Consider the following 13,630-nt stretch of genomic DNA (forward strand, 5'->3'; position numbering starts at 1 on the left):
TTTTTTCCTTGACGGATTCCTTTGGCCCAAATTCCTGCAAAAATACAGGATTTATTGGTCATTTCTGTCTTATATACCATTTGAAGGTCAAAAATCCTGCATAATCGCAGTAATTTGAGCGTTCGGGCCGTTAATAGCGGGAAAAAACTGCATTTTGCAGGATTGGTTGATTTGAAATGAATGAAAAATGCCACGCCATGCCGCCTTCGCCAAGCACGAACTTGAGCCGGGAAACTTCTCGAATATCCCCCCTCGCACACCATGCAGTCGAGATAGGCCACGTACATCCGAGATAGGCCGCGAACAGCCGAGATAGGCCGTGAACATCCGAAATAGGCCGCGAACAGCCGGTATAGGCCACGAACATCCGAGATAGGCCACAACATCCGAGAAAGGCCACGCACATCCGAGGTAGGTCACGAACATCCGAGAAAGGCCACGCACATCCGAGATAGGCCACGTACATCCGAGATAGGCCACAAACAGCCGAGATAGGTCACGAACATTCGAGATAGGCCGCGAACATTCGAGATAAGCCACGTACATCCGGGATAGCCCCTTTTTATTCCGTTACGCGGCGCCCGGCGGCTGCCGAGCGTGAGAAAAACGACGATTTCCGATTTGCTTATGCATACGGTTTTCACTTATCATCGAATTATAACCATATCGTTTTAATCAGATATTGACCATACAAGCGGCGAAAGGAGATTGATCGAAATGAGCGACAACGAGCGCAATACGGAATTGGATGCAGGCCTGGAGCTGGCGACATTCGCCGGCGGCTGCTTCTGGTGCATGGTTTCTCCGTTCGAAGAGATGCCCGGCATTAAAAAGGTCGTATCGGGCTACACCGGCGGACATAAGCCGAACCCGACCTATGAGGAGGTATGCTCGGGGACGACGGGCCATGCGGAAGCGGTGCAAATTACGTTTGACCCGAACGTGTTTCCCTACACGAAGCTGCTCGACATTTTCTGGCAGCAAATCGATCCGACCGATGCGGGCGGCCAGTTTCACGACCGCGGGGATTCGTACAGAACGGCGATTTTTTACCATAATGAGGAGCAACGGCTGGCGGCCGAGGCGTCCAAGCGGGAGCTTGAAGCAAGCGGCCGCTTCGATCGGCCGATCGTGACGGAAATCGTCCCTGCGGGGCCGTTCTATCCCGCCGAGGAATATCATCAGGATTACCATAAAAAGCAGCCGCTCCGCTACAAAATGTACAGAAAAGGCTCGGGACGCGACGCCTTCATCGCGAAGCACTGGAGCTTGCCGAAGGACGAGGCCGAGCTGAAGCGCCGGCTGACGCCGCTCCAGTACGAGGTGACCCAACGGGGAGCCACGGAGCCGCCGTTTCACAACGAGTTTTGGGATCATAAAGAAGAGGGACTGTATGTCGACATCGTCTCCGGCGAGCCGCTGTTCACCTCGCGCGACAAGTATGACTCGGGATGCGGCTGGCCGAGCTTTACAAAGCCGGTGGATCCGTCCAACGTGACGGAACATATCGATTTGAGCCACGGCATGATCCGGACCGAGGTGCGGAGCCGGAAAGGCAACTCGCATTTGGGTCACGTATTCGACGACGGACCGAAGCCGGGCGGCCTCCGCTACTGCATCAATTCGGCCGCTCTCCGGTTTATTCCGAAAGAAGATCTGGAGAAGGAAGGATACGGCGAATACCGGCACCTGTTCGATTGACGGGACGGCCCCGACGGGGCCGAAGCGGCGACGGGCTCATATTTTTCCTCCGCCTTGGGAATATTTAGTTCAGGCAATGTTTGCAGCCGACGGTTGCGAGCATTGACGCGTATTTTCCCAAAACGCATGTTATTCGAAGGGGGAAACTATGATTCTGAACGCCGAGCAACTCGAACAGCAGGCGCGTAAGCTGGCATTGACCCACAATCCGGACGGGGCGCGGCGGCAAGGCAAGGCATTATGGAAATCGTTTCATCGCGATATGGAGAGCTTGCGGAAGTATGCGGCGCTGCTGAAGCAAGAGGGAGCCGTCTGCTCCCAGCCGGCGGAGGAGTGGCTGCTTGATCATGCCGATTTTATGGAGGAACAGGCGTTGTCCGTCCGGCGCGGACTGGGCGGCATCGCCTCCGGCCGGCTGCCGATGCTGCGCGGATCGGACGAATGGCGGGCAACGGCGATATGCCGGGAATATCTGTCGCTTGTCGACGGCGCTTACGACGCAGATACGTTTGCCGCTTTTGTGAACGCCTATCAGGAAGCGGCGGTGCTGACGATCGCCGAGTGCTGGTCGTTCCCTGTGCTGCTGCGCGTGGCGCTGATCCGCCGGTATGCGGCCGTGATGCGGTCGGTGCGCGAACGCAGGAAGATGTGCGAGCAGGCGGATGCGATTCTCGAACCGCTGTTCCGGGAGCGGGACAAGCCGGACGGAAGCGCGGTCAGAGATGCGCTGGAGAAGGCCGGCATTCCGATGCCGCTGTCCGGCGGGCTGATCGTATATCTGGCATCGCGGCTGAACGAATGGACGGACGATGCCGCCGCGGTGCGCGACTGGCTCGTCTGCAGTCTGGATAACGGCGCGGAAAGCCTGAACCGGCTTATCACCTACGAGCACCGGCTGCAAGCTTCCTACGAAGTGGCGGCCGGCAATATCATCCGGAGCCTCAGGTCGCTCGCCAGGGGCGAATGGGAGTCCGTATTCGAACAAATATGCGTCGCCGAGCGGACGCTTCGCGAAGAGCGCGCGGGCACGTATGCGCTCATGACGGCGGAAAGCCGCCACACGCTGCGCACGCGGGTGGAACGGCTGGCGCAGCGGATGCGCGTGCCGGAGAACCTGGTCGCCGAGCGTGCGGTCATGCTCGCCGGGCGGCACGCAGACAATACCGAAGCGGGAGCTTCGGAGTCGGTCGACGGCAAGCCCGGACCGAACGCGCCGCTCCCCCCCGCAGCGCCTATGTCGCCTACTATTTGCTCGACCCTGCCGGAATGGCCGAACTGCAGCGTTCGCTGCGCGAATGCGCCGATCCGCGCCGCATGCCCGAGACGTTCGTGCTGCGGCGCGGATCGGCGGCTTATTTTACGCTGCTGGCCGGACTGTTCGCCGCGGCGCTGACGCTTTTTGCAATCTGGTCGGATCGCGGCGCGGCTCTCGGCCCCGGCCTGCAGGCGCTGCTTCTGCTCGCGCTGATCATGCCGGCGGGGAATGGGCGGTCACGATTGCGCACGGCCTCATTCGCCGCACGTTCCGCTCCCGTCCGCTGCTGCGCTACGATTACGCTTCCGGCGTTGCGCCCGACGCCGCGACGATCGTCGTCGTGCCCGTCATCTGGTCGCGGCCCGAAGAAGCGGACGAGCTGGCCGACCGGCTGGAGCTGCATTATTTGGCTAACCGCGATCCGAATATCTATTTCGCGCTGCTCGGCGATTTTGCCGATGCGGACGAAGAGCGGAAAGAGACGGACGAAGCCGTGCTGGCCCGCGCCCGCGAACGGATCGAGGCGCTGAACCGGACCTATTCGGACGGCGAAGGGGGACGGCAACCGTTCCTGCTTCTGCAGCGGCACCGGAAGTGGAACCCGTCGGAAAATGTCTGGATGGGCTGGGAACGAAAACGGGGCAAGCTGGTCGAGTTCGTCGAGCTGCTGCGCGGCGGCAAGGAGACGAGCTTCGGCGTCATTGTCGGAAACCGCGATATATTGTCCCGCATCCGCTACGTCATTACGCTGGATGCGGATACGCAGCTGCCGATCGGCTCCGCCCAGCGGATGATCGGCACGATTCATCTGCCTTACAACCGCCCGCGCCTGAACGCGGCGGGAACGCGCGTCGCGGAAGGATACGGCGTGCTGCAGCCGCGTATCGGGGTGAGCTACGCTTCGGTGCAGGAATCCCGGCTTACGCGGCTGTGGGCCGGAGAACCGGGCATCGACCCGTACGCGTTTGCGGTGTCCGATCCGTATCAGGATGCGCTCGGTCAAGGCATTTTTACCGGAAAAGGGATATTCGACGCGGATGTGTTCGCCCGCGTGCTGAGCGACCGCATTCCCGACAACCGCGTGCTCAGCCACGATCTGCTGGAAGGCGGCTTTCTGCGCGGCGGCTTGCTGGCCGATATCGAGCTGATCGACGGCCATCCCGCTTCGTTCCGGGCTCACCAGCGCCGGCTGCACCGGTGGGTGCGCGGCGATTGGCAGCTGCTCTGCTGGCTGATGCCGCGCGTATGCGACCGCCACGGCCGGCTTAAGCCGGTCGATCTGCCGGCGCTTACCCGCTGGCAAATGATCGACAATTTGCGCCGAAGCTTGCTGCAGCCGGCGTTGTATGCGCTGCTGCTGCTCGGCATGCTGCTGCCGCCGCCCGCCGGCGCCTCCGCCGTCGCCATCGCGCTGGCGACGATAGCGATGCCCGTCGTTCGCGCCATCGTGGCGCCGGCGCGGCTCGTTCGCCGTCCGGGTCTGCTGCTTCCGGCCGCCGGACAGGCGGCGGTGACGCTTGCCGCGCTGCCGCATCAGTCGGCGCTGCTGCTCGATGCGATCGGCCGGACGCTGTTCCGGCTGTTCGTATCGAAGCGCCGCCTGCTGGAATGGACCAGCTCGGCGGAGACGGAGCGGCGGAGCCGCAAGGAGAAGCTGCAGCTGTCCGGCTACCGGGCCGGCGTCGCGCTAACGCTGCTGTTTGCCGCGGCAGCGGCATTCGCCCCTGCGCCCTGGCTGCGCTGGACGGGACTCGCGATCGCCGTCATATGGCTGGCCGCTCCGCTTGTCGCCGGCTGGCTGAGCCGTTCCCCGGCTTCCGCGCCGGAAGCGTTGAAAGATTCCGACAAGGACGAGCTGCGCGCTGTGGCCGAGGAAATATGGAAGTATTACGAGGAATACGCCGGCGAGCGCGACCATTGGCTGCCGCCGGACAACGTGCAGATCGATCCTCCTATAGGGGCGGCGCACCGGACATCGCCGACCAATATCGGGCTGATGCTCGCCAGCACGCTGGCGGCCCGCGATTTCGGGTTTATCGGCACGCCGGAGCTGATCGAGCGGGTGGAGCGGACCGTCGGCACGATCGAGCGGATGGACAAGTGGTGCGGCCATCTGTACAACTGGTACGATACGACGACGCTGCGTCCACTGCCGCCCGTTTATGTCTCGACGGTCGATTCGGGCAATTTCGTCGCTTATCTGATCGTTGTGAAGGAAGGCGTCATGGAATGGGCGGCCCGCGACAGCGAAGGCGAATGGCGGGAAAGGGCGGAGCGGCTCGCGGCCCGGATCGAGCGTCTGATCTCGGATACGGATTTTCGCCCGCTTTACGACGAACGTACCCAATTGTTCGCGCTCGGCTATCATGCCGGGCTGAAGCAGCGGGAGACGATTCTGTACGACCTGCTCGCTTCCGAGGCGCGTCAGGCCAGCTTCCTGGCGATCGCGACGGGGCAGGTGCCGCCTTCCCACTGGTTCAAGCTGGGGCGGGCCATGACCCGGTCGGGCAAGCATCCGACGCTGATGTCATGGTCGGGGACGATGTTCGAATATTTGATGCCGGCCCTCGTCATGCGGACATACCGCAATACGATATGGGACGCCACGTACCGGGGCGTCGTCCGGCGCCAGATCGATTACGCCCGCCAGCGCGGCGTCCCGTTCGGCATATCCGAATCCGGCTACTATGCGTTCGACTACCGGATGAACTACCAATACCGCGCGTTCGGCGTGCCGGGGCTCGGCTTCCAGCGCGGGCTTGACGAAGAGCTTGTGGTCGCGCCGTATGCCACGATTATGGCGCTGCCGTACGCTCCGCGGGAGGCGTTGGCCGATTTGCGCCGCATGGCGGCAGCCGGCGCCCGCGGGAAGTACGGTTACTATGAGGCGATCGACTACACGGAGAAGCGGATGCCGGATCAACGCGACCGGATGGTCGTCCGCAGTTTTATGGCCCATCATCTGGGCATGAGCATGCTGACGCTCGGCAATTTGCTGCTTCCTTACAAGATGTACGACCGGTTTCATCGCGACAAGCGGGTGCAAGCGGCCGAGCTGCTTCTGCAGGAACGGGTGCCGGAGAAGCCGGCGATCGTATCCGACGCGTCCGCCCGTTTCAAGACGCGGCAGCCGGCAAACCGCGAGGAGGCGGGGATGCCGCTGCGCGAGTTCGACACGCCGCATACGCCGGTTCCGGAAGTATGCGTGCTGTCGAACGGCTCGTACACGACGGTCGTCACCAACCGGGGAGGCGGCTTCAGCCGGTACGACGGCATCGCGGTATCCCGCTGGCGGGAAGACCCTGCCGCCGATCCGCCGGGGCAATGCATGTACATCCGCGACGTGGAAAGCGGGGATGTATGGTCGCCTGCCTACGGTCCGTGCATGACGCCGTCCTCCGACCAGCGCGCGCAGTTTTCGCTGGAGCAGGCGCGGTTTCTGCGGCGGGACGGCGAAATCGCCACCGAGCTCGACATCTGCGTGTCGCCGGAGTCGGATGCGGAGCTAAGACGGCTGACCTTGACGAACGAAGGGGACCGGACGCGCATCCTCGAGGTGACGACCTATGTGGAGCTGGCGCTCGCGCCTCCGGCCGCGGACGATGCGCATATGGCGTTCAGCAAGCTGTTCGTGCAGACCGAATACGATGAAGCGGCCGGCTGCCTGCTTGCCGTCCGCCGGCCGCGCACCGAAGACGAGCAGCCGCGCTGGGCGGCGCATGCGCTGACCGCGGGCTGCGAGCCGCTCGGGCCGGTCGAATACGAGACGGACCGCTCCAGCTTCATCGGACGGGGCCATACGCTCGCCCGTCCGCAAGGACTCGCTTCTCGGCTGACGGAAACGGTCGGCGCCGTGCTCGATCCCGTCTTCGTCATGCGCAGGCGGGTGTCGGTCGGACCGGGCGAGCGCGTATCCTTGTTCGCGGCGACCGGCGTGGCGGGCGAGCGCGGCGAAGCGGTGGAGATCGTGCGCGCGCTGTGCGGCGCGCAGCAGGCGGAACGGACGTTCCAGCTCGCCTGGACCCGCAGCCGCATCGATCTCAGACATCAGCGGCTGACCGCCGCCGAAGCGACGCAGTTCCAGACGCTGGCGGGCCGGCTGCTCTATCCGGCGCCGCTGCGCAAGGACCGGGCGAAGGCGATCGCGGCGAACGTCAAAAGCCAGTCCGGCCTGTGGCCGCTCGGCATTTCCGGCGATTTGCCGATCGCGCTCGTGCGTATCCGGGACAGCGCCCATCTGTCGTTCGCCGCCAAAATGATCGCCGGTCACGGCTATTTGCGCCGTCTCGGTCTGCCGTTCGATCTGGTGCTGCTGAACGAATCGGACGACGGCTACCAGCAGGACATGCAGGAAGCGCTGCGGCGCGCCATCGAGCAGAGCGCCGATTATCCCCACCCGCAGCCCGGCGGGGTATACCTCGTCGCCGCTTCGCAAATCGCCGATGCCGAGAAGACGCTGCTGCTGGCCGTCGCCCGGGTGACGCTGCGCGCCGACGGGCCTAGCCTCGGCGCGCAGCTGCGGGTCAAAGCCGCCGGCAACCGGCCGGCGGAGGCGGAGCAGCGGCCCGTGACGACCGCGGCGGGCTCCGCCCCGCCGCGCGAGGCGCCGGATGCGGCGGAAGATCCGGAGGACTGGGAGCTGTTCAACGGCTGGGGAGGATTCTCTCCCGACGGGAAGGAATACCGGATCGCGCTGCGCGGCGGCAAATATTTGCCCGCCCCGTGGTCGAACGTGCTGGCGAACCGTTCGTTCGGCTGCCTCGTGACGGAGCTTGGCACCGGGTATACGTGGTGGCGCAACAGCCGCGAATTCAAGCTGACGCCATGGTCGAACGACCCGGTGCTCGACCCTCCGGGCGAGGCTTGTTATATCAAGGATGAGGAAACGGGCGACATCTGGTCGCCCGCGCCTTCCCCTACGCTGGAACCGGCCAATTGCACCGTCGCCCACGGGCGCGGGTATACGCGGTTCAGACGGCTCTGCCGCGGGCTCCGGCAGCAGATGACCGTCTTCGTGCCGCGGGAAGACGCCGTCAAAATCGTCGAACTGCAGCTGGAAAATGTAGCGGACAGCCCGCGCACGCTGTCGGTCGTCTATCGCTGCGACTGGGTGCTGGGCGTCCGCCGGCCGGACAGCGCGCCGCATATCGTGTCGGAATGGGATTCGTCCGCGGAATGTTTGCTGGCCCGCAATACGTATCAGGATACGTTCCGGGATGCGGTCGTTTTCCTTCACGTGCACGATAAGGACGGCGCGGACGCAGCGGACGAACCGGACGAAGCCGGCATGCGGGCGCAAGCGGACGACAGGCTGTCGTACACGGCGGACCGTGCGGAACTGTACGGTCCTGGCGGGTCGCCGGAACGGCCGGCCGGCTTGGCCGGCGACCGGTTGTCGAATGCAACCGGTCCGCACGCCGACAGCTGCGGCGCGATCCGGCTGCGGCTTGAGGTCGCGCCGCGCAGCGTCCGCAAAGTGTATGTGCTGCTCGGAGCGGCGCCTTCGCGAGAAGAAGCGGTCCGCCTCGTCCGCGAATACGGCAGCGCGGAAGCTTGCGAGACGGCTTTCGCCGATATGCGCGATTATTGGGACGGCATTCTCGACCAAATCGTCGTGAAAACGCCGGACAAAGAGATGGATCTGCTGCTCGGCGGCTGGCTGCTGTACCAGACGCTGTCCTGCCGCATGTGGGCGAGAACCGGCTTTTACCAGGCGGGCGGCGCGTACGGCTTCCGCGACCAGCTGCAGGATTCGCTCGCGCTGCTGCATACGCGTCCCGACCTGACGCGCGCCCAAATATTGCTGCATGCGGCCCATCAATACGAGGAAGGCGATGTGCAGCATTGGTGGCACGACGAGACGGGACGGGGAATCCGGACCCGCTATTCCGACGATTTGCTGTGGCTGCCCTACGCCGTATCGCGGTACATCGCGCATACGGGTGACGAAAGCGTGCTGGACGAAGTCGTCCCTTACCTGCACAGCCCGCCGCTTGAGGAGCATGAGCACGAACGGTACGAGGAGACGGTCCGTTCGCCGCAATCCGGCACCGTATACGAACATTGCTGGCGGGCGATCGAGCGGGCGTACCGGTTGGGGGAAAACGGCATGCCGCTAATGGGCATCGGCGACTGGAACGACGGCATGAATTCGATCGGCGACCTCGGCCGGGGCGAAAGCGTCTGGCTCGGCTGGTTTTTATGCGACGTGCTCGAACGGTTCGCGGCAATTTGCGAGCTGCGCGGCGAGGCGGCAAGGGCGCTGACCTGCCGGAACCGCCGGCAAGCCATCGCCGATGCGCTGAACGAACGCGCCTGGGACGGCGAATGGTACCGGCGCGCCCGGGCGGACGAAGGGCACTGGATCGGGTCGAACCGCAACGAAGAGGCGCGGATCGACGCCATCGCCCAGTCCTGGTCCGTCATCTCCGGCGCCGCCCCGCGCGATCGCGCGCTTAAGGCGATGCGGTCGTTCGATCGCGAGCTGGTCGACCGCGGCCTGGCCGTCGCCCGCCTGCTCACGCCGCCGTTCGACCGGACGGACCCGAACCCCGGGTATATTCAAGGGTACCCGCCCGGCATTCGGGAGAACGGCGCGCAATATACGCACGGCGTCATCTGGAGCGTCGTCGCCTGGTGCATGCTCGGCGACGGGAACAAGGCGGCGGAATTGTTCCATATGCTCAATCCGCTGGCCCACGCCCGCAGCCCCGGCGACGTGCGGACATACGCCGGCGAGCCTTACGTGATGGCGGCGGACGTCTATACGAGCGCGCCGCACGAAGGGCGGGCCGGATGGACGTGGTATACCGGCTCGTCGGGATGGATGTACCAGGCCGGCATCGAATGGATACTCGGACTGCGCCGCGAAGGCGGCAAGCTGATCGTCCGGCCCTGCATCCCGGACGATTGGCCGGGATATACCGCCATCTACCGCTTCGGGACGACGAACTACCGGATCGTCGTCCGCAATCTGGCCGGCGGCGCGCTTCCGCCGGACCCGGACGGCCGGGACGATGCGGCAGAGATGCCCGAGACTCCGGAGAGCGATGCGCACATCCGGCTTGAAGGAGATCCGGACACCGGCGTTTCGTTCGAGCTGTCCGACGACGGCCGCCAGCATGTCGTCACTGTCATGCTGCGGCCGCGTACCGCGCAGCCGGATGCCGGGCAGCCGTCTGCCGCCGCCGGCAAAGCTTTGCCGCATACGTAACAAGACAGCCCCTCCGCTATTCCTCAAAAATAGCGGAGGGGCTGTTTAGCGTAAATTTTGACCCTCGATCGGAAAAATGGAACCTTACTTTTCGCCGTTCCGGCAGATAGACTGTAAATACAACCGATTTTCGAAATCGCTTACAATACGCAAACGACAGACGGAGGATCATTCATGATGAACACCATACGGCCCGATCGGCCGCTTCCCCCGCCGATCCAGCCCGCGTCCCGCGGACTTCGCGCGCGGAGGCTGCTGCGCAGGCTGGCCGCCCAGCGCTACCTGCAGGCGATGGCGCTTCTCGGCGTCGCCTGGATGGTCGTCTTCAACTATATTCCGATGTACGGAATTGTAATCGCCTTCAAAGATTTCAGCATCATCCGGTCCGTCGCGGAAGCGCCGTGGGTCGGCCTGGAGCATTTCAAGGCGTTTCTGGAAGACGAAGAGCTGCCGAACGTCATTCGCAATACGCTCGGCATCAGCGTCATCAAGCTGGTCATCGGCTTTCCGCTGCCCATTCTGTTCGCGCTGTTCCTGAACGAGCTGCGGTCGCTCCGTTTCAAGAAGTCGGTCCAGACGATCTCGTATTTGCCCCATTTTCTGTCCTGGGTCATTCTTGGCGGCATTTTGGCGACATGGCTTGCCGATGTCGGCATCGTCAACAAGCTGCTCCTGTCGCTCGGCCTCATATCGGAGCCGGTCAGCTATTTGGCCGAACCGTCCTATTTCTGGACGATCGTCATCGCCTCCGACATCTGGAAGGAGCTCGGCTGGTCGGCCATCATCTATCTGGCGGCGATCGCCGGCGTATCGCCCGAGCTGTACGAGGCGGCTACGATCGACGGCGCCGGACGGTTCCAGAAGATGTGGTATGTCACGCTCCCGGGCATTAAAGGAACGGTGACGATTCTGTTCATTCTTGCGGTGAGCGGCGTGCTGAACTCCAACTTCGACCAGATTCTCGTCCTTCGCAATCCGCTCAACGAGAGCGCCAGCAACGTGATCGACATCTATGTCTACCAGACCGGATTGCTGAACGCCCGTTATTCGTATGCAACCGCGGTCGGACTGATCAAATCGGTCATTGCGCTGATGCTGCTGCTGGCCGCCAACACGGTCACGAAGAAGCTGAACCAGTCTTCACTATTCTAGTCAAAAGGTGGTTTCCTCAAGGTGCTGATGCTGAAACGCAAAACAGCCGGGGAAAGCGTCTTCGACGCCGTCAACATCCTCGGCATGCTGCTTATCTGTTTCCTTACGATCTACCCGATCTGGTATGTGCTTGTCAATTCCTTCAACGACGGGCAGGACGCGATGCGGGGAGGAATTTACTGGTGGCCGCGCGTGTTCAGTTTCGACAGCTACCAGGCGGTATTCGCAAGTCCCGGCATTATGACGGCGATGGGCGTAACGGTGGCCAAGACGGTCGTCGGGACGGCTGCCCACGTATTCTTTACGGCGATGGTCGCCTATGCGGTATCGCGCAAGGAACTGATCGGCCGCAACCTGTACATGACCGTCGGCACGATCACGCTGTTTTTCGGCGGCGGTCTCATTCCGTACTATTTGCTCATTCGCGACCTGCACCTGCTCGACAGTTTTCTCGTTTACATCATACCGGCCATGTTCAGTTTCTTCCATCTTATCATCTTCCTGTCCTTTTTCCGCGATATACCCGAAGGGCTGGAAGAAGCCGCGCGCATCGACGGGGCCAACGACCTGTCGATCTTCTGCCGGATCATCATTCCGGTATCGATGCCCGTCGTCGCCACCATTGCGCTGTTTCACGGCGTATATCAGTGGAACGATTATTTCACGGGCATGATTTATATCAACAACCAGGATTTGCAGCCGATCCAGACCTTTCTGTACCGCGTCGTCGCGCAATCGAGCTCCAACCAGATGGTGGCGGCCATGCCCGGCGGCATATCCAAAAGCGTCACCTCCCAGTCCGTCAAGCTGGCGACGATGGTGGTAACCACCGCGCCGATCGTATTCGTTTATCCGTTCCTGCAAAAATATTTTGTCAGAGGGCTGATGATCGGTTCGATCAAGGGCTAGGGAGTTTCCATAACCTGAAACTTATAAATCGAAAAGGGGTAGGTAAAGGATGGCAAACGACAGGGCGAAAAAACTGCTGGCGCTCGCGCTGATCTTCGGTCTCGTATTCGCATTGGCGGCTTGTTCGGGCGGCGGAAGCACGGCCGGGGAAGACCAGGGGGCCGCCAAGAAGGAACCGGCCGGCGAAACGCCGAAAGAAGAAAGCCAGCCGGCCAATCCGGATGAGCCGGGCTGGAAGGCGGACACCTCGCCGATTACGTTCGACTGGTATTTGAACTTCTCCTGGTTTCCGAACAAATGGGGGGTGGATCCGACAAGCCAGTATGTAACCAAGAAAACCGGCGTCGATATCAATTTCATCGTCCCGGCCGGAAACGAGAAATTGAATACGATGATCGCTTCGGGCAAGCTGCCGGATTTCATTACGCTGGGCTGGTACGAGGACGGCGTCCAGGCGATGATCGACGGCGGGCTGGTGCTGCCGCTTAACGAGCTGGCCGAGCAGTACGACCCGTATTTCTTCAAGGTGGCCGATCCGGCCAAGCTGTCCTGGTACACGAAGGATGACGGCAATGTGTACGCATATCCGAACGCCTCGTCTTCTCCGAAAGACTTCGAGAAATATTCCCGCGAATATACGTCCAACCAGACGTTCGTCGTCCGCAAGGACATGTACGAAGCGCTCGGCAAGCCGGACATGCGGACGCCCGAAGGCTTTCTGAATGCGCTCAAGGCGGCGAAGGAGAAGTTCCCGGACGTGAACGGACAGCCGCTTATTCCGATCGGCCTTCACGAATTCAGCGAGACCGGCAACTATTCGCTGGAAGGCTACCTGCAAAACTTCCTCGCCATTCCGATGGAGAAGGACGGGAAGCTCTACGATCGGGTGACCGATCCCGAATATATCCGGTGGTTGAAGACGTTCCGCAAGGCGGAAGAGGAAGGTCTGCTCGCCAAGGACATCTTCATCGACAAACGTCCGCAGATGGAAGAGAAAATCGCCCAGGGCCGCTATTTCGCGATGCTGTACCAGCGCAGCGACTTTGCCGCTCAGCAAAACGTGCTGTATGCGAACGATCCGAACTCCGTCTATATCGCGGTGGACGGTCCCGCGAACAGCAATATGGACCCGCCGACGCTGGCCGGACCGGGCATCTCCGGCTGGACGGTGACGCTGATCTCCAAGGACGTCAAGGACAAGGAGAGAGCGATCCGGTTTCTCACCTATCTGATCAGCGAGGAAGGAAACAAAGATTTGTACCTGGGCGAGAAGGGCGTCACGTACGATACGATCGACGGCAAGGACCAGTTCAAGCCGGAAGCGCTCGAATTGCTGAACAAGGACCGGTCGGCATTCGACAAGCAATACGGCGCGTCATACCACTAGCGTTGCATCAAAG

6 protein-coding genes and 1 pseudogene are annotated in these 13,630 nt (G+C 62.2%); 6 read left to right on the forward strand and 1 reads right to left on the reverse strand.

Features of this window, described 5'->3' with window-relative positions; translation table 11 throughout:
* Positions 1-194, reverse strand: a 194-nt coding sequence (locus tag PACILC2_RS24945; RefSeq protein ID WP_213531634.1) for a hypothetical protein, incomplete at its 3' end; no start/stop codon positions are given.
* Between the two features lie 523 nt (positions 195-717).
* Between PACILC2_RS24945 and msrA the strand changes: the two genes are divergently transcribed.
* From msrA to PACILC2_RS24970, 6 genes and pseudogenes are all read left to right on the forward strand, one after another.
* Positions 718-1,701, forward strand: coding sequence for a peptide-methionine (S)-S-oxide reductase MsrA (gene msrA, locus PACILC2_RS24950; protein ID WP_062491020.1), 984 nt, complete (start codon positions 718-720; stop codon positions 1,699-1,701).
* Positions 1,702-1,849: 148 nt separating this feature from the next.
* Positions 1,850-3,094, forward strand: coding sequence for a hypothetical protein (locus PACILC2_RS27690; RefSeq protein ID WP_244863837.1), 1,245 nt, complete (start codon positions 1,850-1,852; stop codon positions 3,092-3,094).
* Positions 2,997-10,169 (forward strand): glycoside hydrolase family 94 protein, encoded by a 7,173-nt coding sequence (locus PACILC2_RS24955; RefSeq protein ID WP_244863838.1) that lies wholly within the window; start codon positions 2,997-2,999, stop codon positions 10,167-10,169. Before PACILC2_RS27690 ends, PACILC2_RS24955 begins: the two co-directional genes overlap by 98 nt.
* Before the next feature lie 174 nt (positions 10,170-10,343).
* Positions 10,344-11,321, forward strand: coding sequence for an ABC transporter permease (locus PACILC2_RS24960; protein WP_062491021.1), 978 nt, complete (start codon positions 10,344-10,346; stop codon positions 11,319-11,321).
* A 27-nt stretch (positions 11,322-11,348) separates the two neighbouring features.
* Positions 11,349-12,230, forward strand: coding sequence for a carbohydrate ABC transporter permease (locus tag PACILC2_RS24965; protein ID WP_372447238.1), 882 nt, complete (start codon positions 11,349-11,351; stop codon positions 12,228-12,230).
* 49 nt (positions 12,231-12,279) lie between these two features.
* Positions 12,280-13,611, forward strand: a pseudogene (locus tag PACILC2_RS24970) (extracellular solute-binding protein); the annotation flags it as partial.
* Positions 13,612-13,630: the final 19 nt, after the last annotated feature.

It is taken from the genome of Paenibacillus cisolokensis (assembly GCF_018403665.1).
In the GTDB taxonomy this organism is placed as follows: domain Bacteria; phylum Bacillota; class Bacilli; order Paenibacillales; family Paenibacillaceae; genus Paenibacillus_AH; species Paenibacillus_AH cisolokensis.

Bases quoted from the DNA above. Each gene is read 5' to 3' on its own strand.
- msrA (WP_062491020.1), top strand. From the start codon at position 718: ATGAGCGACAACGAGCGCAATACGGAATTGGATGCAGGCCTGGAGCTG.
- PACILC2_RS27690 (WP_244863837.1), top strand. From the start codon at position 1,850: ATGATTCTGAACGCCGAGCAACTCGAACAGCAGGCGCGTAAGCTGGCA.
- PACILC2_RS24955 (WP_244863838.1), top strand. From the start codon at position 2,997: ATGCGCCGATCCGCGCCGCATGCCCGAGACGTTCGTGCTGCGGCGCGG.
- PACILC2_RS24960 (WP_062491021.1), top strand. From the start codon at position 10,344: ATGATGAACACCATACGGCCCGATCGGCCGCTTCCCCCGCCGATCCAG.
- PACILC2_RS24965 (WP_372447238.1), top strand. From the start codon at position 11,349: ATGCTGAAACGCAAAACAGCCGGGGAAAGCGTCTTCGACGCCGTCAAC.